A 22295-nucleotide genomic window follows, 5' to 3' on the forward strand; every position below is an offset into this window, starting at 1 on the left:
GTCGTCTTCCGACGGATACGGCTCTTGGGCCGAACCCGATGCCGCGGGCCATGTGGGTCCGCGGCATCCTGTTGTGCTGACTTCGGTCGCCGGTCGCCGGTCGCGTTCGCGGCTCAGAACGTCGAAAGAGCGACGACCGAGCTGTCGTGCATGACGAAGATGCGGTTTCCGGCGGCGGCCAGGAGAGAGTAGTCGGGATCGGGGACCAGATAGCTCCGTGATTCCTGTCCGTCCGAGGCTCGCAGGGCATTGATCGACAGCTGCGGCCCGTACCCGTTGGTGACACTGCCGAATGTCCAGACGGCGTGTCCCTGTCGTACCACGGGGCTCCCGTAAGTGGCGTTCTGGGACGCCTCCCACACCACCTTGCCGTTGCCCTTGTCCAGGCACCTGGTGCCGGCACCCGCGTTCGTGTAGACCGCGTCCGCGTAGGCCGCGGCAGGGCTCCATCTGTACCCGTCGGTCTCCCAGTCGTCGAGCTTGGTGTTCCAGATTCTCGTTCCGTCGCTGAGCCGACGGGCGTCCAGGGACTTGCCGTTGATGTAGACCGTGTCGTCGTAGACGGCCGGGCGGACCGTGAGGTCCTCGTCCTGGTCGAGACGGGTCCATGCCGTGCTGCCATCGCTGGTGTGCACGACGAGCACAGTCCCGTCCGTGGCCGATATCACCAGCCTGCCCTGGCCGACGACGGCAGGGGCGAGCAGATGCCCGCGGAACTTCGTGGGGACGGCCGCCGTCCAGCGGATCCTGGCGTCGGAGCGGTTCACGCTGCGCAGTCTGTGGTCCTTCGTCACGACGTACACCGCGTCGTTGTCGGCCGCGAGCAGCGCCGCCGCCTCCGCTGCCGGACAGGTCCACTTGGGTTCGCCTGTGGAAGGCACGAAGGTCCGTAGGACGCCCTTGTCGTCGACACCGATGACCAACCGGTCGGAAAGAGACAGATAGCCGCTCTTCGCTTTGAGGTGAGGCGCGCTCCAGCGACGCTTGCCGCTGGTGACGTCGAATCCCGCGATGCCTCCGGTCGCGACACCGAAAACGATGACGTCCCCGATCGGCAGCAGCGTCTGGGAGTAGGCGTCCGCCTCCCCGTGCGCTTCCCACAGGAGCGTTGCATCGACCTCCTTGTTGATCGGGTCCACGATGCCGTGAGGGTCCAGCTTCTGTACGGGGATGCGCACGGCCGCAGGAATGTCGAAGGGGCTGCTCTTCGTCTTCGTCGAGCCGGCCCGCGATCCGAGCCACCACGCCGCCGTGCCGCCCCCGCCCGCCAGGACCACGCCTCCGGCGGCGAGCCCGGTGAGCAGACGCCTGCGGGTGACGGATGGGGTTGGCTCGGTCGTGACCGGTAGGTGCAGCCGGCGTGCCCCGGCTTCCCGCTCCTTGATGGCATCGGCGACCGGTCCGCGCCGCCACACCCGATCGGCCCCCTTGGGCGCCGCCATGACCTGGACGATCTGGGGCGGGGCAGGACGCGCGGCAGGGTCCTTGGCCAGGCAGGGCAGGATCAGCGCCGCCAGATGCGGTGCGATGCTGCCGAGCTGTGGTTCGCCGTGCACCACCTCGTACTGCACGGCCGCGACATGGGAGCCCTCGTACGCCCGTCTGCCACTTGCCGCGTAGGCGAGAACCGCGCCGAGCGAGAACACGTCCGCCGATGGAGCCACTCGGTGTCCGAGCACCTGCTCGGGAGCGCCGTACCCCGGCGTGACGGGTACCTGCCCGGTCGTGGTCAGGGTCAGCCCGTGTTCGGGTCGGGCGATGCCGAAGTCGATGATGCGCGGTCCGGCCGAGGTGAGCACGATGTTGGGCGGCTTCAGGTCACGGTGGATGAACCCGGCAGCATGGATGTCGGCGAGGGTCCGGGCGAGCGCGGTGGCAAGGGCGCGCAGAGCGGTCTCGTCGAGAGGCCCGTAGGTTTCGACGGCCTCGTCCAGGGTGAGCCCAGCGAGGAACTCGGTGGCGATCCAGGGCCGTCCGCCCTCGGTCCACGCGCCGAGCACGTTCGCGATGCCGTTGCTGAGCACCGCCTGCGCGGCCTGCGCCTCGCGCACGAACCGCTGGGCGAGGTTGGTGTCGTGGGTGAGCTCAGGCCTGAGCACCTTGACGGCGGCGAGGCTGCCGGTGCCGTCCTGGCCGACGTAGACCTTGCCCATGCCGCCTTCGCCGAGAACGCCGAGAACGCGATAGGGACCGAGGCGGAGTGGGTCGCCGGTACCGAGGGGTTTCATGGGGGTCCTTCTGCCCGGAGGGTGTCGGTGGGAGCGGCCGGGCGGCGAGACCGTCGTCATGCGCCGTTCCACGGGGTCGGTGATCCGCAGGGCCGGTGCCCTGCCGCTTCAAGGTCACTTCACTGGAGGGGATAGGCCGTCAGGTATTGGCTGTCCACGCTGAGGACCAACTTGGAGTCCGTGTCCGCGTAGAACTGCTTGCCGCTCGACTGGTACGTCAGCGACGTCGTGTGGTCCGACAGGCTGATCGCGCGTAGCAGGGTCCCGTTCCTGTAGTACGCGTAGCGGGTGCCGACGACCGGCGGCCAGGCGGTGGATGCCTCGGTCACCTCGCCGCCCTGCTCGGTCCAGAGCACCTTTCCGCTGCGTGCGTCCACCGCCGTCAGACCAGTGCCTTCGCCCACGGCGTACAGCACGCCCGCCTTGAGTGCCGGTGGACCGTATGCGTGCTCTGTCGAGGTCTTCCACGCCACGACCCCGTCGCTCAGCCGAAGCGCCCAGAGCCGGCTGCCGCCGAGATACAGATGATCGTTGTCCGCGGCGATCCCGCCCCGCAGGATGTCCGGGTCGTCGACGCCGTACGGCCGCTCCCACAGGACGGCTCCGGTCGAAGCGTCCCGTACGACGATGTGGACGGTCCCCTCCTTCACCTCCTGGAGGGTCACCAGGCGACTGCCGACGGCCTTCGTGGCGAGGAAATGCAACCTCGAGCTTTCGGCGGGCCGTGTGGGCAGTGGCTTCGACCACATGAGCTTGCCGGTGCCGATGTCGACGGCGCGCAGGGTGAAGGTCTGTGCGGGCGTGAAGTAGCCGACTTCACTGTATTTCCCGTCGCCTACGGCGACGTATGCGGCGTGGTCGGTGACGCACAGGAGTTGATGCGCTGGGAGCTCGTCATTGGTGCCTGGGAACCGGGCCAGGGTCCTCACGGCTTTTCCGTTCTTCGGATCGGCGGTTTGGAGGGTGAGAGCGGACCCGATTCCGCTGTCCGTGTCAGGCTTGATCGGAAGCCAGTAGAGCCGGCCACCCGCCACAAACGTCTGCCAGCTGTTCTCGCCAGGGTAGGCCTGCCACTTCCTGAATCCGCTCGTCGGACTGACGCCCTCGGTCAGATATCCCATGGGAACGACGATCACCCCACCGATCGCCTGAGGAACGACCGGACCGAACACACTCGCGATCGAGGAGTCGAGCGTGTACGCCCACAGTGGCGCGACGTTCCGTGTCGGGTGTGCGTTGCCCTGCGCGGGCGTACCGCCGCCGCTCCGCACTGCGGCGTGATCCCGCCACCACCACGCGCCTCCGCCGATCACCGCGCTACCGGCGAGTGCTCCGCCTATGGCCAGGAACCTGCGCCGTGACGGGCGCGCGCCGCGTGCGGTTTGCCCCGCAGTAGTCTCCGGCCCGACCGCCGGCGCGGGCAGCCGTTGCGGCACCAAGCGCCAGACGTCGGCTGCCCGCTGCCCGATGTCCGCGAGCAGCCCGGGGGACAGAAATTCGGCGAACTCGCCTCTTCCGTCATGGAGTTGAGATGCCAGCTGAGCGGTGGTGAGTCGCTTTGCCGGCTCCTTGTCCAAGCACTGGGAGAACAAGGGGACGAGCGCGGCCGGTACACCGCTGAGGTCCGCCTCCGCGTACCGCACCCGGTACAGAAGATCCGCTGCCTGCCCGTTCCCGAACGGGCCGCGACCGGTGGCCGCGTACACCAGTACTCCGGCGAGGGCGAACACATCACCGGCCGAGTCATGCTCCTGTCCGGTCGCCTGTTCCGGTGACATGAAGGCCGGTGTACCGACGGCGGCACCGGCACGGGTGAGCCGGTCGTCACCGATCGCCCGCGCGATGCCGAAGTCGATGACCTTCGGCCCGTAGGCGGTGACCATGATGTTGGACGGCTTGAGGTCGCGGTGCACGACGTCCGAGCGGTGCAGCTGGCCGAGCGCCGAGCACAGGGCGGCGCCCAGGGCCCGTACGGACTGCTCCGGCAGCGGTCCCCCGACCTCGACGGCCTCGTCGAGCGGGGGTCCGAGCACATACTCCGTGGCCAGCCAGGGCGTCTTTGCCAGCGGATCCGCGTCGATCACCCGTGCCCCGAACTGGTCGCCGACGACCCGGGCCGCGTCCACCTCCAGCCGGAAACGGGTGCGGGCGGCCGCATCGGTGGCGATACCGGCATGCATGGTCTTCAGGGCGACAGTACGTCCACCGGCGGACCGTGCGACGTAGACGGTGCCCATGCCTCCGCTGCCGAGCCGGGCGATGAGCCGGTAGGGGCCGAGGACGACGGGATCATCGTGGGTGAGGGGAGTCGGCATGAAGATTCTTGTCGTCAGTGGTTGGGACTCTGGTGGGCTACGACGCCCTGCGGCGGAGCGCCGCCCGACTGCCGGACCGGATGTACCGGTGCCTGGGGCTGTGCCGGAAGCTGCGCCTCCGCTGCCAGCACTGACGCCGACTGATGGACGACGGCGGCAAGGAGTCGGGCAGGCAGCCAGCCGGGACCGAGCAGCGTGTCCGCACGCATGGGCACAGCGAAACCCGCGGGAGCGTCTGCTTGGCTGACCTCCGCCAATTCATCGACGATCTCGGAGAGTTGTGGCCGGTGAGTCGGGTCGCGGGACAGGCAGCGGGCGACCAGCGAGCGCAGCGTCGGCGGCAGCTCGTCCCGTTCCGGCATCGTGTGCCCGGTAGCGGCATAGGCGAGCGTCGCACCGAGCGCGTATACGTCGCCCAGCGGGCGCGGCTGCCCGCCCTCGGCCTGCTCGGGCGGCAGGCTGCCGAGGTCGAGCCCGGGCGCCTCCTGCCGTGCGACACCGTCCGGCGCGGCGGCCCGCACCGCCCCGAAGCAGGTAAGCCGGGGTCCGTCCGCGGCGATCAGCACGGCGGACGGGCAGAGCCCCGCGTGGGTCAGGTACTGCCCGTGGATCACGGCGAGGTTCTCGGCCAGTGCCACGGCGAGCGCCTGAACAGTCCGCTCGGGCAGCGGACCACCGTGCACGGCGAGGGCGACGGGCAGCGGAAGCGCGGGCACATAGGCACGCGCATGCCACGCCTGCTCGCCCGGGGCGGCGAGTTCGACGGCCGGCAGGACCCAGGGCCCCAGGAGGTAACGGGAGGCGTCGGCTTCGGCCATGAAACGCTGAGGGTCGACTCCCGTCAGGGGTGTGCTGAGCAGTACAGTGCGGTCGCCGTCGGCGCTGCGGGCGATGAAGCGGCGCTCGGAGACTGGTGTGTGCGCCGGAATGCCGGTGTCGAGCCGGGTGACGACCGTGTACGGGCCTATCTGCCGTGTGCCTCGAGTACCCGGCCCAGTGCCTGGCGCGCTCATGTTCACTCTTCGTCTCTCTGGCTAAGTTCCGTGACTCGCACAAGAGCAGGGTGGGCGCCTCCCGCGCGCGCCCACCCTGAAGTTGCTTCTGCCAGCCCCGTTTTAACGGAAGTAGCCGGCCGCCTTCTTGTCACCCTCCATGTACGTACCGCCGGACTGGGCGACGACATGGCCGATACCGGTCAGCGCCTGGTGGATGTCGTTCGCCTCCTTGTCCCAACGGTGCAGCTTCTCGTTGAAGGTGTCCTGAGCCGAGCCCTCCCAGTAATGCAGGCTGCTCACCACCATCTTCCTGAGCTCCTGCAGGTCCTGCTCGAGGTGGCTCGCCTCGTTACCGATCTTGGTTGCCGCGACGTCGAGCCCGTCATAAGTGACGGACAGTCCCTCAGCGTTGTTGGCCATGCTTGTTTACCTCGTCTCGCTGCTGTGCGCCTGATGGGTTGCCGGCTGCCCGGCAGATGTCCTGAGTGCCGCTCGACTCAGTAGGAGCTCAGGGCAGACACGGTGGGAGCGCCGTCCTGCACGCTGATCTTGTTGACGGACGAGCGCACCTCGTCTTCCTTGCTGTCCTTGATGTTGCGCGTCGCGGTCATCGCCTCGATGACGTCGCCGAGGATGTCGCCGATGTTCTTCAACGACTCGTTGATCTCGTACTGCTTCTTGTCGAACGCGGCGCGGCCGATACCCTGCCACTGACCCTCGAGGCCGTCGATCACACCCTGAAGCGAGTGCACACGCTTCCGGATGTTGTCGTACTTGTCGGCCATCTTCTTCTGCAGGTCGATTACTTGTGCATCTTCAAGCTTCTGCTTGTTGCCGGACATGTCAGCCCGCCCTTTCTCTGTCTGTCTCTTTGGTCCAACTGTTGTCGGCTCACCACCGGTCAGAACTGTTCGGTGGTGAGCCCGCACCGCATGCCGTGCCCATGGTGCACAGGGCCACAGGCGGCTGCCGACGTCACCTGGCGCGCCGCGCGCGCACGACGGCCACGCCTGCACCGCCGATCACGACGACTGCAGCGGCGGCACCGAGCGCGATCCAGAGGGTGTTGTTGTCGTTCGACGATTCCGCGCTTGATCCTGCCGCTGAAGTCCCGCCGGAAGAACCCTTTTCCGGGGCTTGTGACGGGGTTGATGCAGAAGTGGAGGGCGAAGAGGAGGGAGAAGATCCAGCCTTTGCCAGCAGGTCGCCGTCGTTGTACTTCGCCAGCGGGTCGACGTGCGCCGGGCCTGCGTCGTAGTTCGGATTCTCAAGAACCAGCCGGGGACGAATGAACCCGTAGCCGGCGTACCTGCTCGGGTCGTTCTTCGCCCACGTTCGACCCGCCGTGTCGATCAGGGACCGGGTGACCTGGTTCACCGTCCAGTCAGGATGGGCGGACCAGATCAGGGCGGCGGCGCCTGAGGCAATTGCTGCTGCCGAACTCGTACCGTTCACGTTGTCGCAGTACGAGCGGAAGGTCGCGTCACACCACCCGGGGAATCCCTGGCCCGGAGCCGAGAGGTCCACGTAGTTTCCGGACGAGGAGAACTTTGACACTGTGAGGGATTTGTCTGCTGAGGCGATGCCGACTACGTACGAGTAGGCAGCCGGGTAACCAATGGTATCCCCAGTTTTCCGGCCATCATTGCCAACTGCAGCGATCAGCAATTTACCCTTCGAGGCGGCGTATTCAATAGCCGACTTTTCCGTGGAACTCGGCCCCTCCGCCCCGAAGGACATGTTGATGATCTTTACATCAGTGTCGGATGCCGCTCTAATCTCGTCTGTGGTGTCGGGCGTTTTCCTCTTCTCATCTGCCCCGCCCTTGAAACCATCGAACACAGAGCGATACGGGACGATTTTTGCTCCTGGCGCCAATCCCTTAAGGCCACCCCCAGCCCCCGTACCCGCGATCAACTCGGCCATTGTCGTTCCATGGCCGATGTAGTCGTCTGTTGCACGGTACGCAACCGACTTAGGGACTTCGTCAGCCAGGACCTGCCCCTTGAGTGAGGAAGTGTTCGCGTTCACCCCGCTGTCGATGACAGCGACCTTAACGCCCTTCCCCGTGCTGACCTTCCACATCTTTTCGGCCTGCATCGGCGCCAGATACCACTGCTTCGACTGAACATCGTCCGCGGCGGCATTTGGGGCCAAGCCCACGGTCGTCGCGGCCAGGGCGCCGACGACCGCGGCCACAGCACGCACTCGTCTACCGCAGCGCGTTCTGTCGAACGTAGCCTGCTCGGCTCGTCGGCTGATCCCTGACTTCATCGTCTTCCGTGTCCTCGCTCGTGCTCAGTTGACCACCGGCGGCACGTCGCGCCGGGGGTTGTCGGGCAGGTGTGTCTCTTCGTCTTCGACCAGGTAATCAGGCCGCGGCGAGCCCTCTGTCCTGCCCTCGTCCCGAGACTTTCCGTTGCGGCCGGCGCCGCGCGTCAATCCGGCACCACCACGGGTCATGCCATTGCGCTCAGCTCCTGCCGCGGAGTTGCGCGCGGTCGGCCGGCCCGTGACAGCCTCGGACGTTCCCGCACCAGTACGGGACCCGGTAGCACCCGAACCGGCTCGCGCCGTCGGCTCGGACGTTCCGAAGACACCACGCTGGCCGAGTCGACCGTTCGTGGGCCGGGAGTTGGCGCCTTCTTCGCCGCCGATGACCGTACCGCGAGGAATCCTCGACCCGTTCTTCGACGACGGATTCGTGGCGGAGGGCCGTCCCCCGACGACTCCATTGGACCGGCCGGCACCAGTGGTCGGGCCGCTGTTCGTACGTGGTGGCGCCGTGCCGCCAGGTCGTGGCGTACCGCCGGTGACCGCCCGGCCCATCGCAGGCGACTTCGGTACGGAAGTGGTCCCCTTGACACCAGACTGACCCGCCGACGTGGCGCGTCCCATCTGGTTCATGGGCCCTTCCCCCAGGGAACGTCCGGAGCCCGGCTTGTTCAGACCGGAGGTACCGGCGCGGCCCTGAGGGGACGGAGGGGTACGGAAGCCACCTGTTCCGCTCAGGCTCCGGCCAGACGTGGCATTGGGAATCGGAGTCCCGAAGGGGCCATCGAACACAGGCTGGCCGCCAGTTGTGGGAGGCGTACTCACGACCGGCGGAGTGTGACTGGTCCCACCCGTGGTCGTGGGCGGAGGCAGCGTGCCGGTGGTGTCGATGTGCGTGCCGACCGGCTGGTGCGGGTGCGGGTGCGGGTGCGGGACCTGGTCGGGGTGCGGGAGTTGGTCGGGGATGTGTTTCGTGGGCACCGGAGAATCACTTGTGACGTGCCTGGTGACGTCACCACTCGGCGCGGTCGGGTGGTGACCCATAGAAGGGTTCGATCCGCTGCTTCCAGGAGAGGCCGCGGCATGTCCGGGATTGCCAATATCGTGCAATTCCTTGGGCCGAGGAACCCCCACGTCAGGCATGGACGTGAAGGTTGGCTTCTGCTTCTCGGCAGGCAAAGACGCCAGCACCTCTTCGGACACCGCATAGTACGACGCCAACCGATTCATCTGGTTGATCGCCTCTTGGCGGTCCTTCTCCACCTTTACGGCCTTGGCGTACCCCTCTTTGTCCGCCGTCTTCTCGGCCGCTGTGAACTTGTCGGGCCGCTTCCGGTTCGCTTCGGCGTCACGAGGCGGCATGGCACCGCGGACTGCCGCAAGCCCCACGGCGGCAGCGGTGATCTCGTCACCCGCCGATCCGGCGAACTCACTCAGGTACTGCGTGTTGGTGACCAGTTCCTTGCCCCAGGTGCGGAAGGAGTCTCCCGACACACCGACCCAATGGACCCTGCCGATGTGGCCGTCGAGATCGTCCGCTGCCTTCTTGATGGCGTCGCGCGCATCCCACAGAGCCTTGCCGGAGGATTCGAGATCCTCCGGGTCCGTCTGCTCGACCATGTCGATCATCTCGTTGAGCGAGAGGTCGTGCTTGGCGAAGTCCGTCCGCGTGGCGACCGCGCGCCCGAAAGACGAGCCTCTGATCGCCGTGTCGACGAAACCGAAGAGGAACCCGCCGGGCGGGGTGCTGCTCTCGTAACCGCGAATCCAGTCAGTGGCTTTGTTCTGATCGCCGACTCGGTTCAGATCGGCGTCGTGCTTGTCAGTCATCGCTACGCCTTCATCTTCGTGCCGGAACCAGTGCGCTGCTTGTCACCCTCAGCACTCTCGCTCTTCCCGATCTGCCCCTGGATCGCCCAGAACCGCTGGCGCTGCTCCTCTTCGAGTTTGTCGAAGCCGACGCGCGCGCCTTGCACCGCGATACCGATCGCCTCGATCTGCAGATGCAGGCTCCTGGACAGGGCCGTCAGCTCCCCGTGGACCCGGTCGTACTGCTTGTACAGACCGTGCGCCTCAGGGAAGACGCTTGGCGCTCCAGAGGTCAGAGATGTGGCCCTGATCGTCTGAGCACTGACCTTCGTCGGGTTGCCGGCGGACTTCTCGAGGTCCGCGAGGACCGTGTCCACCTTCGATGCGAAATCGCTCAGCGCCTCACCGCTGGCCTCCAGGTTCGCTGCCCTGGTCGCCGACACGCCCCCCACCATGTCTGCCGGAAGCACGACGCTCCTCCCCGTTTCCCCGTACATCCATCGGCCCCGACCGGATCGGGACCGACCACCCGCTCGCCGTACGATCGCAAAGCGAGCCGCGCCTCACAACGCTTTTACCACTGTAGTCACCCTGTACAACGGGTCCAACCTGGCCGTGTGTTAAGTCAGTTACGACGCGAGACCCGGGAGCGCTCTATGCCCGATATGGCAGCATGTGGCGAGGGTTCGGTCAGCTTCAGGCGCACGGCTCCGGGGAAGCATGGGCACATCCCGGCCACGGCTTGGCCGCCCGCGCCGTACCGTTTGCGATCTTCATCGAACTTGCACACCAGCATCGCGATCCGGCTCCACACCGCACGAACCCTCGCCGCCGGCACCGCCAACCTGCCCCGAACTCGCCGCCGGAAGTGAGCCCGCCTCGGCTCCCTCGGAGGCTCTCGCCCCGACTCGGTCCGAAGCGATGCGTGGCTCGGCGCTGTCACTTGCGGAGGCTTGCGCCAGGCACACGCTCGGCGAAGCACACGACCTGCGCGACGGCCGCCGCACATCTCCCAGGCGAAGATCACCCCCTGCCCGGACGGATCCCTCAGGTCCACCTTCCGGATCGGCGCAAGGCATTCCAGAGTGCCGGCAGCGCCTTTCTTGAGGGGTTCGGACCCCATTCCAAGATCAGCCGAGACGGGCTTTTCGCACCCGGTGTTTCAACCGGTCCACCCTCGCGAGTGAATCATGAAGATCTCCACGGTGGCCGGGGTGAAGAAAACGTGGAGAGGGCGTGCACTTGGAGTTCGGCGCAAGCGCTAATGGCCGCGCTTCCTTCGCCTTGCCCGTAGCACCAGCCCAAGTATGCTCTCCGGGTCTTCCCTCCACCATCAGCCGATACGGAGTACGCAATGCCCAAACCCAGGACGACCACTGCCATTTCGATTCTCTCTGTCGCGGCGGCCGGCACTCTGCTCCTGGGCTGCTCAGCCTCCGTCGAGGTCAAGAAGTCCACGCCACCGAAGCTGTCCGCGGACAAGTTGGCGAGCACGGTCTCCGAGAAGCTCGCCGCGCAGACGGGTCGGGCGAAGCCGCACATCACGTGCCCCGAGGACCTCACCGGCAAGGTCGGTACCACTGAGCGCTGCACGCTCACGGCCGACGACGGCAGCACCTTGGGTGTGACCGTCAAGGTCACCTCGGTCAGCGGAGGCCGGATCCACTACGACTTCAAGGCCGACGACAAGGCCTCCCCGGCCCCGAACTGACCTGCATTTGCAGCCAGTTGGGTCGGAAACCCACCATGTGACCGACGGCGTGAAGACGCTACGGTACAAGCGGACCACTGCACACGGGGGCGTCTGCCAGGCCGGCGCCGGAAAGCGTCAGACACGGGAGGCAAGGCTGATGGCAGAGGCGGAACCGGGAAGCGGCGCGACGGCACAGCCCGTCGGTATGCGACTGAACCAAGTGCCGGGCGATGTCGGAGGCTCCCCGGCGCCTCCGGGGCTGACCGGAGGGCAGAAGAAACTCGCTTCCACGCCGGCCCAGAAGCAGACCGCGGCCAACGCTATCGAGCAGCACATCGAGCCCGACACCCGCAAGGCCGGGGACTACGCGGACACGGACACCAACACCGCGGTCAAGGCCTTTCGCGACGGATGGCACACGTCAGGGGCGTTGAAGAAGGCGCACGACAGCTGGGGTGATCAGGTGAAGAACCTGATGCACATGCTCGCTTCGGACAAGGCGGCGCTGCGCAGCGCCAACACCACTCTGCAGACGACGGACCTCCAGGTCGAGTCGAACACGAACTCGGTGTCGGTACTCAACGGATACTGACGGGTTCCGACCGGATGGTGCCCCGCAGTTCGGCCCCGGGCCACCACCTCAACTCGCAGACTGCTTCGCAATGACAACGGGGAACCCATGCCGACGTATGAAGAGATCATGAAGACCGATCTGTCCGCGCTCACGACGGCCGCGGAGCAATGGGACGGAATGGCGAAGGAGTTCCACAAGCAGGAGGTCGCCTACCAGCGGGATGTATGCGGCATCACCCTGGGTCCGGGTTGGTCGGGGTTGAGTGCGGACGCGGCAAGCGGACGCTTCAATGTCACGCTCAAGCAGTTCCAGGCCGCGCAGGTGGAGGCCAAGGCTGTGGCGTCGCTGCTCCGTGAGGCGCACACGGACTTCACGAGTCTTCACAAGAAGCTGGAGTCTGCCCGGGCGGGCGCCGTCAAGGCCGGCATGGCGGTATCGGAGGGAGGTGTGGTCTCCTACGACACCACGAAGCTGAGCGACGGCGAACGCACCGCCCTGCACCATGACCCCGACTACCAGCAGTCCGTGGGCAAGGCCGTCGCCTCCTGGCAGGCGGAGATCAACCACCTCGTGAAGGACGTGTGCGACGTCGACGCCGACGTCCAGAACGCCCTCACCCGGGTGGTGATCGATTCGGACGTCAACGACGGCACCCTCACCGGCTTTAACAGCCACGCACGCGGCGACATGAAGACGTACGAGGACGAGGCCAAGCGCGAGGCCGCCCAGACCAAACCCGACGGGTGGAAGTCCGAGGGCAAGACCGAGACGTCGGGCCCCGGCGCCGGGGCGAGTGCGGAAGGGCCGGACTTCGGGTCCGGCAAACTCGGCGAGGCGGAGGCCCACGCCGACCTGGGCAGCGCGAGTGCCGAGGGCTCGCTCACCCGGGGGCCGTGGAAACTCGACGGAAAGGCCGAGGCCTACGCAGGCGCCAAGGTCTCCGCCGAGGGCGGCGTCTCCAAGGACGGCCTCGAAGGAGACGCGAGCGCCTTCGCGGGGGGTGAGGGCTCGGCGGAGGGCAGCGTCAATGTCGGCCCGGTCGGCGTCACCGGGAAGGCCGAAGGCATGGCGGGCGCCGAGGCCAACGTCAACGCGGGCGTGGGCAAAGAGGGTGTGCACGTGGGAGGCGAGGCCTTCGCGGGCGCCAAGGGCGGTGGCGACATCGGTGCGGACGTCGGAGGAGTCTCGGCGGGCTTCTCCGGCGAGGGTTGGGCAGGCCCCGGCGCCGAGGCGAACCTGGACTTCGGCAAGAACAACGAAGGCGTGTGGGAGTTCAGCACGAAAGTGGGCCTCTCCCCCGCCGTCGGCGGTGAAGTGGGCGTCCACTTCAGCGTCGACCCGGAAAAGGTCGCCCACACCGCGGGCGACCTGGCCGGCGCTGTGGGTGATGGCGTGAGCTCCATCGGGCATGCGTTCAGCAGCGTGTTCTGAACCCACCACCGACGTGCTGTGAATCGGCACTCACATGGCCCACCGCCAGGGGTGCGCCGCCGTAGGAAGGAAACACCGCGATGTCGACGACCCTGCCGATCCCGATCCAGTTCGATGTGCCGCAAGGCTGGCGAGCCGCCCCTCCGGACGAGGTCGGCGCGCCGGGCGCGGCGTTCGTCGCAGTCCATCTGCCGGCGGACGCCGGCTTCACCGCGAACATCACCGTCGACGGTGAGTACCGCCCCGACGCGGCGACCCTGCCCGAGATCGCCGACGAGTCGGTGAGGCACATGGCCGAGGCCGTCGCGTCCGTCATGGTCACCGACCGCCGTGAGGCCGGCTCCGTGGATGCACCAGGCCTCACACAGACCCTGGCCTTCTCGGTCGTCACCGGAGGGAAGAGCCATGACCTCGTCCAGTCGCAGGCATACCTGTCCGTGCTCGACGTCGATGATCCGCACCGGCGGGTGGTGATCCGGCTGATGTTCACCTCCACCACGTCGCAGCATCCCGCCCTCCTGGACGACTTTCAGGACTTGGTGCGCACCGTCCGTGCGGGCGACGGGGCGACACCGTAGCGGTTTCCGCGGAGTCGGCGAGAGCTTGTGCCGCCGACCCCATCCTTCGTAGGTTGGCTCCATGGGACTCTTCGACAGACTGACCGGCAGCCAGCACCCACCGGAGGGGGTTTCGCCGGTCCCGGGGGAGGAACTGCGGGCGGCGCTGCTCGAACTCAATCAGCCCGATGTTCCCTATGTAGTCCGTTACGGCGGCGGTGAGCAGTGCGACCTGCTGGCGGAGTGGCGGTTGACGGAGCCCGCCTGGCAGCACACCTTCGTCCAGTCGCAGATCAGTCACGCTGTGCGGATCCGGATGCGGCTGGACCACAAGGAGCACGAGGTGCGCGCTCTCGAGGAGCAGTGGGAGGTCAGCCGGGTCGGGACTCCGACGAGCCTCCAGATGACGTCGGAGTACTCGCGCGGGCCGAGCCGGACCGTCAGCCGCCGGTGGACCATCGGACGTGGAGAAAGCGGTCGCCTCGAGACGACGGAGACCTTCCGCTTCGACAGCGCCCAGCTGCGCGAGCCGCTGCGCAACGCCGTCCTCAAGTCCGGCTGGACCTGGCGAGGTGTGGTCTTCGGCAAGCTGTGAGATCAGCCGCCGCACTCCCCCTGCTGCATCGTCACAGCACGCCTGTATCCCCGATACGTCAGTGACCCCTCACCACCGCTGACAACCGGCGGGGTGTAGTCGTCCTTCCTGGAGCGGGTGCGCTTGATGGGCTGGCAGAACGCGGCATCCGCGCCGTCCGCCGTGACGGTGACGTACGCGTCGTCGGCCTTGTTGCCGTCAGCCGCGGTGGCGGTCACGCCGTTCTGCGGGCGTCGCCGCCGCCGTTCCCGACCACGTTGTCGGGACTGATGCGCGATCGCCAGGCGCGCACCCGGTCCGCCTTCACGCACACCAGGGCGAGAGGGACGGCGCAGAGAATCAGGCTCAGTTGTTCCGCTCGGTCAGAGCGTCCATCAGCCGGCGCCGAGGCTCCGTCCGCGCCTGCGCCGCGCGTCCCGAACCGCCACCGCCGTACCACCCAGTCCCGCCACCAGGACCAGGCCGCCCACGACCACGTAGGTGGCCATACGGCTGTCCCGTTCCTCCGCCGTCTCACCGAAGTGCAGAGGCGTGACCGAGGGGGCCTCGGCCCTGGACACCCCGCCCTCGGGTTTCGGGGACTGGACGGGATGCTCCGGATCCACGTCCGTCAGGGCCTTCACCGGGTCGACCACGCCCCAGCCCACCAGCCGGTCGTTTCCCGGGATCGAGCGTTCCGCGGTCTGTTCGATCTGGGCGACGACCTCCTGGGCCGTCCATTTGGGGTACTTGGCCTTCAACAGGGCCGCCACACCCGCAACATAGGGGGCCGAAAAGCTCGTGCCGTTGTCCGAGCAGTGGCCGCCACCGGGAACTGTGGAGATCATGTCGACGCCGGGTGCGGCGACGCCCACCGTGTCCTGCGACTGTGAAAAAGGCGCCCGTTCGTTGTTGCGGTCGGACGCGGCGACGGCCAGGACACCCTTGTACGCCGCCGGGTAGGTCAGCTTGACGTTTCCGCCCAGGCCGTCGTTGCCGGCCGAAGCCACCACCACGACCTCGTTGTGCAGAGCGTAGTTGACGGCCTCCTGGAGCCTCTGGCCGCCCACGACCGCGTTGGCCGTGTCCTGGGAGATGTTGATGACGTCCGCGCCCTTGTCGACCGCATCGCGAATCCCCTGGGCCAGCTTGTCCGCCGTACCGTCGCCCTCGGCATCGTTCTGCTTGATCGGGATGATCGTCGCGTCCGGGGCCAGCCCGACGAAGCCCGTTCCCTTCATGGGGCGGGCCCCGATGATGCCCGCCACGCGCGTGCCGTGGCCGACCGTGTCCGTGGTGCCCGACTTGTTGCCGCGGTCGATCTTCTCGCCCTTGTTGTTCTTGTCGGGCAGCAGGTTCTCGCCCTTCGACGCGTCGATGGCCTTGGTGAGCTGCCGGTTCTTGACGTCGACCCCGGTGTCGATCACGGCCACCTGGACACCCTTGCCCGTCGACAGCGCCCACAGCTCGTCCAGGTTGACGCGTTGCAGCGCCCAGGGCCTGCCCGTGTACAGCTTCGACGGGAACGTGCACTCGCCCTCGTCCGCGTGGGCCCGGACTGCGGGCAGGGCGATCACCGTGGTCGTCGCGGTGAGGGCCACCGCGGCGGCCAGGACCGTCGCTCTGGCCATCGTGCCCGCAGCCTTCGGCCGCGGCATCCTTGCCTTCAGCGTCATTGCGTTCTCCTCCGCCCCGCCGCTACGAGCCTTGAGGCGTCCGCGCGGCCGCCTCCGACAGACGCGGGCCCGTCGGCAGAAACGTCGACCACTCCACGGGGATGGGGGTGGGAGTCACCTTCTCGTAGCCGAGATGGGTCTGGGCGATCTTCGCCTCCTGAAGCTCCTCCTTGCTCTTCTGCGCGGAGGCGCCGATGTCCTCGTTGTCCTTGTCGCTGTCGCTGTTGGACTGGAGGGCATAGCGCAGGCCCGTGTCGGTGACCAGGAAGGTGCCGCCGACCGTGGTCTCCGTGCCTTGGAACTGCCGGTAGAGCTGGCCGGAACCGGGCGTGACGTAGCCGCTGGAGGAGCCCGTGGGCAGCTGGGCGGGGAAGTCCTTGCCCACCCAGGTCGACAAGGTGGTCCGGCCCTTGGCGCCGACCGAGTTCAGGACGTTGCACACGGTGTTGCGGCCGCTGGTGGCGCTGGATCCGTCGTTCACCGTGTTCGGCTTGTACGTGGGCCAGTTCCTGCTGCCGTCGAAGGTGCCAGCGTCGGCGACCGCCGCGGGGCTGACCTGCTGTGCCTCACCGGCCTGGCCGACGTCCACGAGCTGTCCGCTGTTGAGCAGGAGGGTGGCCGTGAACTCCGAGATGCGGGCCACCTCGCCCTTGAGTACGACGTAGTACCGCATGGTCTGGCCGTCCAGGGCCTTGAGGACCTCGCCGACCTTGTCGTACTGCCCCAGCAGACTGCCCGCGCCGGCCTTCCCGCCGGGCGTGCCCTGGATCGGTGGGATCGAGACGTCGGCGCCCTTGTGCAGGGTGTCCAGCCACTCCTGGGAGACGCGCTGCGGGTCGCGGCCCTGGGTGTCGAGAGCCTTGAGCAGTTCCTTGTCGCGCGGGTTCCCGATCCGGTACGCCGTGCCCTGCGCGTCGACGACGTACTGCGTCTTGCCGTCCGGGCCGACGACGTACATCAGGTCGCCGCGGGTGAGCTTGTCGGACCCCTCCGTCTTGGCCCATTCCTTCTTCGCGAGGACGAACGCCGCCTTCTGGATGGCCCGCCCGCCGTCACCGGGACGTTCACAGACCGCCCAGCGCTTGGCTGCCGAAGCCTCGTCCGAGGAGGGCAGACGGTCGGGGGCGTAGGGGATGCCGATGGTGGCGCCGTGCGGGGGCTTTCCGCTGTCGAGAACCTTCTCGTCGACGGTGATGACGCTGGCCTTGTTGGGGTCCAGGAGGAGCTTGGCGGAGGCCATGTTGAGGACCGGGTGCAGTTGCGTCTGCTTGCCCGTCTTCAGCACGACGTAACGCGTCGTGGACTTGCTGGCGACGATGACGTGCTCTTCCGGTTTGTCCCAGCCCTTGGGCGCCGTCGGGCTGAACATGCCGACCGCGCCGAACACCGCGAGGACCACGGCGCCGACGACGAGGCCGGGCACCAATGCACTCAGCGGCTTGGGGGCACCCTCCTCCGAGCCGGAGGGTGAGGGCTGCAGGAATGACGCGAGCGTACGGCGCTTCGCGAAGGTGTAGGCGTTGAGTTCGTCCCGCCGTGATGCCATCTGTGTCCGCTCTCTCCCCGTTGCGGAGCTGTGGGGGACCTGTGAAGATCCGTCCCCCGCCCTTGGTTGCCTCTGGTGCCTCAACTGTCAGACCCGGCCCCTACTATGCCTGTTGCGCGGACGTGCTTGTGGCACGGGTAGGGTGCTCAGGGCTTGCAGGGACCGGAGCGCTAGGGTTTTCGGGAGAGTTCGGGGGTTTTGGCAGTGATGGCTTCCGCAACGCGGGCCCGGTCGCGATCGCAATCGAGATCACGTCCGGGTGGCGCAGGCCGGTCGGGTACCCGCGGCTCTTCTTCCTCCCCGTCGGACGCCCGGCAGACGTCCACGCCTTCCCAGGGGGCTTTCGCGCCGCATCTGGTGTCCCGCTCGGGGCGCGGCGGTTCATTCGCGGTACAGCGGCTGGTGCTGCTGGAGATCGCGGGTGCGCTCGTGGTCTGCGGGTGGCTCGTGGGGATGGTCGCGCTGATCACCGCCATCGCGCTCTCCGCGGTGCTTGTGGTGCTCGCCGTCGTACGACGCCGGGGGCGCTCTCTGCCGGAATGGCTCGGCACCCTGCTGGCACTGCGGGCCCGCAGACAGCGAGCTGCGAACACACAGGTCCCGCCGGGAACCGATTCCGGACTCGCGCCTGCCGTGGAGTGCGACCCGGCCCTGCGCACCTCCAGCTACACCCGTGGCGACGACCGCGACCAGCGGCCCATCGGCATGGTGGGCGATGGTGGATTCCTCACCGCGGTGCTCCAGGTGGAGTCGGACGCGGACGCGTTGCGCGCGGAGCGCATGCGCAGGCCGCTGCCGGTGGCCCTCGTGCGGGACGTCCTCGAAGTCGACGGGATCCGGCTGGAGTCGGCGCAGATCGTGGTGCACACGCAGCCCGCGCCGGCGCTGCACCTGCCTCAGCAGTCGGTCGTGGTCAGCAACTACGCCCCGTTGCAGGCCCAGACGGGCTCCCCTGCGGTGCGCATCACGTGGATAGCGCTGAAGCTCGATCCCGAGCTGTGCCCGGAGGCGGTGGCCGCGCGCGGCGGTGGTCTGCTGGGAGCCCAGAAGTGTCTGGCGCGCGCGTCCGAGCACCTGTCGAGCCGTCTGACCGGCGCAGGGTTCCAGGCGAGCGTGCTCACCGAGGAGGAGCTGACCGCCGCCATCGCCACCTCCGCGTGCGCCAACCCGATGGTGACCGCCCAGGCGTCCCAGAGCGGGCGTGGCGAGGCGCCGCAGCGCCGTACCGAGGAGTCCAGCCGCAGCTGGCGTTGCGACAACCGCCGTCACACCACGTACTGGGTGCGCCGTTGGCCTCAGCTGGGCGGATCCGGCGGTTCGCTGGCGCAGTTGGTGGCGCAGCTGACGACGGTACCCGCGCTGGCGACGACCTTCAGCCTGACGCTGGCCAGGGGGGCGCAGCAGGACGTGTCCATCACCGGCCACGTACGGATCACCGGGCGCAGCAAACAGGAGTTGACCGACGCACGGCGCGATCTGGAGCAGGCGGCGCGGCAGGCGCGGACCGGGCTCGCGCGGCTGGACCGTGAGCAACTCCCCGGCGTCCTGGCCACCCTTCCGCTCGGAGGAGCACGCTGATGGCCGTGACGACATCGCCCGCCCCGTCGGGCACGACCCCGCCGACGCCGGGGCTTGGCGCACGACTGCGCACGGGCTTCGGCCTGCTCGGCCCCCGCCATCCGCGGCATGCACTGTCCGCGGACCAGGCCGATGCGCTGTCCTTGCCCATCGGGGACGACGGCGTGGTCGCCGGCGTCGATGCCGAAGGGCAGCCGGCCGTGCTGGGCATCAACCGGCCCACCCCGTACGACGTCGTGCTGATCGGCGGGCTGTGGACGGCTCAGGTGCTGGCGCTGCGGACGGCGGCCACGGGGGCGCGGGTCGCCGTGGAGACGGGGCGGCCGCAGGCCTGGATGCAGATGGTGCACGCCATGGGCGGCGGCCAGAACGGTCTCGCCGTGTACGAGGTGGGGCGGGTTCCCCCGCAGGGCGCCTCGGCCGGTACGCCCGTGCTCGTGGTGCGGGACTGCGGTATGCGGCCACCGCGCGGGCGCGTGGTGTCGGGACCCTGGCAGTCCGTGCTGACCCTGCTCCCGTATCTCAGCCCGGTCGCCCCCCGGCTGCTGCGCCAGGCGCGGCTCGCCGGTATCCAGCGGGTCTCGCCCGACGAGGCTGCGGAACTGGGGCGCACCATGGGGCTGTCCCGCACCGAGGTGGAATCGCTGCCCGCGCTTCCCGACGGTGTCACCCTGTGGTGCACCGACCGGGACCGGCAGTACGTGATGACCCAACCCACCGACGCTGAGATCGGATTGTTGGGTACGCCACGACGGATGGACTGAACTGACCTGTCTCGTCCCATTTGTTCGACACTTGCTCGTTACTCCTGTGGGGATTGTTCGACGTTTGTTCGCGGCCGTCGCCGTCGGGCGCGAGCCGAGAGGTGGGCGGGGCTGCCGAGGTGTGCCCCGTGGTGATTAGGCTGGGAACGGGCGCGATGCCACACCCCGTGGACCAGGCGTCGTCGGCCCAGGGGGAAGGCCGGTGGACCGGACTGCCTCGAACGACTACGGACGACGTGAACGACACGACATGGTCGCCCCGGCACGGCATGAGGGTGCTCGACCACACCAGGAGGAACTGTGAGCAGCGATCGGGACGGGATCCGCGGGGGCTGGGCCACACCCGGCGATGACCAGCCCGACGCGGAATCGGCCTTCGACACCACCGGCGAGTTCACCATCGACTACGCGCCGCCCGCCTGGTACACGCAGAACGCGTCCGGGACGTCGGGCGGCTCCGGTACCGAGGGCGGTTCGGGTGCGGGCGGCTCTGCCGGTCCGGGCGGGGCGAGTGGTTCCGGCGGTCCGGGCGGAGCGGGCGACTCCGGCTCGATAGCTTTCGGCACCTCGGGAGGTCCCGGGGTTCCGGGAAGTCCCGGCGTTCCGGGTGGTCCCGGCGTCCCCGGCGCTCCGGGGGATACAGGGGCCTCGCCGTATCCGCCGTTCCCCTCGGGGGCTCCCCTTCAAGGGCCGCCTCCGCCGGCACAGGCGACCCCGTCGGCCGGTACGCCGGCGCCCGCGGCGCCGTACGCCTCGCAGGTACCGTCCGCTCCCCCGGCGCCCTACCCGCCCGCGCCGGGCGTACCCTACGCTCCGCAGGCTCCGGTTGCCGGTCCTGGCACGCCGCCTCCGCCCACCGGGGATCCGGGCCCGGTGCCCAGGCTGCCCGCGGGGTTCGAGCCCCAGCAGTACCAGCAGCCGCAGCAGTACCAGCAGCCGCAACAGCAGTCACAGCCCCAGCAACAGCCGGTTCAGCCGCCGCAGGCCGAGCCGTCCCAGCCCGCGGCTCCCGCTCCGTCCGCCGCGGTCGTACCGGAGTCGGGCAACGGGGACCTGGAGAGCGGGGCGACCATGCGCTTCTCCGCCGTCGCCCTGAAGCGTGAGATGGCCGAGATCGCGGAGCGCGCGGCTGCCGAGCAGAAGGCCGCCGGGTCCGGAAACGAGGCTTTCGCAGAGACTGCCCGGGACGACGAGGCCGAGGCGGCGACGGGCCCCGAAGCATCCGCGGCGGACGACGTCGCGGCGGCCTCCACGCAGGATGCCGAGAAGGACGGCGCCGAGGGCTCGGCCGTCGCGGCTCCGGATGCCCCGAGCTCGGATGCCGCGCCCCTGGATGCCGGGGAGACGGGTGTCGCGGAGACGGGTGTCGATACGGCAGGGTCCGCCGAGTCCAGCGAATCCACCGAGTTCACTGGGTCCAACGGGTCCGGCGAGGCGGACGAGTTCGCTGACTCCTCCGCGTCCGCCCAGGCGGTCAAGGAGTCCGGAGCCGATGCGGCCGGGACAGCCGGGGCAGCCGATGGTGAGGTTGCCCCCGTGGCTCCCGAAGCCTCCGATGCCGTTGCCGTGACTGCCGAGGCCACGTCTGCCGCGTCGTCCTCGGACGGCGGGGCCTCAGACGCCGAGTCCGGCGCGTCGGCGCCCGCGAACGCCATGGCGCAGGACGGTGCGCCCGAGAACGCCGTACCGCAGGACGGCGCCGCTGAGGGCGGTGCGCCTCAGGGCGTCGCGCCGCAGGACGGCGCACCCCAGAACGCGACGCCTGCTGTCCCCGCCGCCCCGCAGGACGTCACGCCTGCCGTCACCGCCGCCCCGCAGGACGCACCGCCCGCCTGGGCTCCCCCGCCCGCGGGGCAGAACGGGCTGCCCCCGCTGCCGCCGTCGTACCAGCCCGCCGCCCCCGCCCCCGCGGCTCAGTGGCCCGCGCAGGGCGCGCCGCAGCAGCCGGGGCCGATGCCCGGTCAGCCGCAGCCGGCCGCCGCGCAGGGTCCCGCGGGCGTGCCCGGGCAGCAGCAGCCGTTCCAGCCGCAGGCACCGCAGCCCGCGCCCGCCGCCTGGAACCAGCCGGGCGCTCCCACGCCGCCGGCTCCCGCGCCCGCGCAGGGCGTGCCGCAGCCCGGCCGGCCCTACGCCCCTGGCGTGCCCGGCATCCCCGGCCCCGGCGTCCCCGGCCCCACGGCCGACCAGTCCGGCGCACCGGCACCAGCGCCGACAGCGGCACCGCAGCCGGGCCCGAGCGGTCCCACCCCGCCGCCCGGCTACGGCTTCCCGCCGCCCGGCA

Annotated in this window: 19 protein-coding genes; 8 read left to right on the forward strand and 11 right to left on the reverse strand. The window is 68.8% G+C overall.

Annotation, left to right across the window (positions count from 1 at the left end; translation table 11 throughout):
* Positions 1–113: 113 nt before the first annotated feature.
* The 8 genes from ACFZCP_RS30250 to ACFZCP_RS30285 all read right to left on the reverse strand — a co-directional run bounded on the left by ACFZCP_RS30250 (position 114) and on the right by ACFZCP_RS30285 (position 10091).
* Complete coding sequence (locus ACFZCP_RS30250; RefSeq protein WP_391432915.1) at positions 114–2228, reverse strand: protein kinase; 2115 nt, start codon at positions 2226–2228, stop codon at positions 114–116.
* 119 nt (positions 2229–2347) lie between these two features.
* Positions 2348–4543 carry a protein kinase gene (locus ACFZCP_RS30255; protein WP_391432919.1) on the reverse strand — a complete coding sequence of 732 codons (2196 nt, stop codon included), beginning with the start codon at positions 4541–4543 and terminating at the stop codon, positions 2348–2350.
* Between the two features lie 14 nt (positions 4544–4557).
* Positions 4558–5556 (reverse strand): serine/threonine protein kinase, encoded by a 999-nt coding sequence (locus tag ACFZCP_RS30260; RefSeq protein ID WP_391432922.1) that lies wholly within the window; start codon positions 5554–5556, stop codon positions 4558–4560.
* A 102-nt stretch (positions 5557–5658) separates the two neighbouring features.
* On the reverse strand, positions 5659–5958 hold the full coding sequence (locus ACFZCP_RS30265; protein ID WP_391432925.1) for a WXG100 family type VII secretion target: 300 nt from the start codon (positions 5956–5958) through the stop codon (positions 5659–5661).
* 77 nt (positions 5959–6035) lie between these two features.
* Positions 6036–6380 carry a WXG100 family type VII secretion target gene (locus tag ACFZCP_RS30270; protein WP_391432929.1) on the reverse strand — a complete coding sequence of 115 codons (345 nt, stop codon included), beginning with the start codon at positions 6378–6380 and terminating at the stop codon, positions 6036–6038.
* A 133-nt stretch (positions 6381–6513) separates the two neighbouring features.
* Positions 6514–7746 (reverse strand): S8 family serine peptidase, encoded by a 1233-nt coding sequence (locus ACFZCP_RS30275; RefSeq protein ID WP_391432932.1) that lies wholly within the window; start codon positions 7744–7746, stop codon positions 6514–6516.
* Between the two features lie 90 nt (positions 7747–7836).
* Positions 7837–9642, reverse strand: a complete 1806-nt coding sequence (locus ACFZCP_RS30280) for a hypothetical protein (protein WP_391432936.1) — start codon at positions 9640–9642, stop codon at positions 7837–7839.
* 2 nt (positions 9643–9644) lie between these two features.
* Positions 9645–10091 carry a hypothetical protein gene (locus ACFZCP_RS30285; RefSeq protein ID WP_391432939.1) on the reverse strand — a complete coding sequence of 149 codons (447 nt, stop codon included), beginning with the start codon at positions 10089–10091 and terminating at the stop codon, positions 9645–9647.
* 884 nt (positions 10092–10975) lie between these two features.
* Between ACFZCP_RS30285 and ACFZCP_RS30290 the strand changes: the two genes are divergently transcribed.
* The 5 genes from ACFZCP_RS30290 to ACFZCP_RS30310 all read left to right on the forward strand — a co-directional run bounded on the left by ACFZCP_RS30290 (position 10976) and on the right by ACFZCP_RS30310 (position 14471).
* Positions 10976–11332 (forward strand): DUF4333 domain-containing protein, encoded by a 357-nt coding sequence (locus ACFZCP_RS30290; protein WP_391432942.1) that lies wholly within the window; start codon positions 10976–10978, stop codon positions 11330–11332.
* A 187-nt stretch (positions 11333–11519) separates the two neighbouring features.
* Complete coding sequence (locus ACFZCP_RS30295; protein WP_391432945.1) at positions 11520–11906, forward strand: hypothetical protein; 387 nt, start codon at positions 11520–11522, stop codon at positions 11904–11906.
* An 87-nt stretch (positions 11907–11993) separates the two neighbouring features.
* Positions 11994–13319: a hypothetical protein gene (locus ACFZCP_RS30300; RefSeq protein WP_391432948.1), complete on the forward strand. Its 1326-nt coding sequence runs from the start codon at positions 11994–11996 to the stop codon at positions 13317–13319.
* A gap of 80 nt (positions 13320–13399) precedes the next feature.
* The gene (locus tag ACFZCP_RS30305) at positions 13400–13897 is read left to right on the forward strand and encodes a hypothetical protein (RefSeq protein WP_391432951.1); all 498 of its coding nucleotides are present in this window, start codon (positions 13400–13402) and stop codon (positions 13895–13897) included.
* A 61-nt stretch (positions 13898–13958) separates the two neighbouring features.
* Positions 13959–14471, forward strand: coding sequence for a hypothetical protein (locus ACFZCP_RS30310; protein ID WP_391432953.1), 513 nt, complete (start codon positions 13959–13961; stop codon positions 14469–14471).
* Between the two features lie 2 nt (positions 14472–14473).
* Here ACFZCP_RS30310 and ACFZCP_RS30315 read toward each other — a convergent pair whose 3' ends face one another.
* From ACFZCP_RS30315 to eccB, 3 genes are all read right to left on the reverse strand, one after another.
* Positions 14474–14689: a hypothetical protein gene (locus ACFZCP_RS30315; protein ID WP_391432956.1), complete on the reverse strand. Its 216-nt coding sequence runs from the start codon at positions 14687–14689 to the stop codon at positions 14474–14476.
* 156 nt (positions 14690–14845) lie between these two features.
* Positions 14846–16126, reverse strand: a complete 1281-nt coding sequence (gene mycP / locus ACFZCP_RS30320) for a type VII secretion-associated serine protease mycosin (RefSeq protein WP_391432958.1) — start codon at positions 16124–16126, stop codon at positions 14846–14848.
* A 22-nt stretch (positions 16127–16148) separates the two neighbouring features.
* Complete coding sequence (eccB, locus tag ACFZCP_RS30325) at positions 16149–17672, reverse strand: type VII secretion protein EccB (RefSeq protein ID WP_391432961.1); 1524 nt, start codon at positions 17670–17672, stop codon at positions 16149–16151.
* Positions 17673–17879: 207 nt separating this feature from the next.
* Here eccB and eccE point away from each other — a divergent pair, with 207 nt between their 5' ends.
* The 3 genes from eccE to ACFZCP_RS30340 all read left to right on the forward strand — a co-directional run.
* Positions 17880–19250, forward strand: coding sequence for a type VII secretion protein EccE (gene eccE / locus ACFZCP_RS30330; RefSeq protein WP_391432964.1), 1371 nt, complete (start codon positions 17880–17882; stop codon positions 19248–19250).
* A complete protein-coding gene (locus ACFZCP_RS30335) occupies positions 19250–20014 on the forward strand; it encodes a hypothetical protein (RefSeq protein WP_391432967.1) in 765 nt (254 codons plus the stop codon). Before eccE ends, ACFZCP_RS30335 begins: the two co-directional genes overlap by 1 nt.
* 300 nt (positions 20015–20314) lie before the next feature.
* Positions 20315–22295: SCO5717 family growth-regulating ATPase (locus tag ACFZCP_RS30340; protein WP_391432970.1), on the forward strand; the 1981-nt coding region annotated here is incomplete at its 3' end.

Source organism: Streptomyces sp. NPDC007971 (assembly GCF_042958635.1).
Lineage (GTDB): Bacteria > Actinomycetota > Actinomycetes > Streptomycetales > Streptomycetaceae > Streptomyces.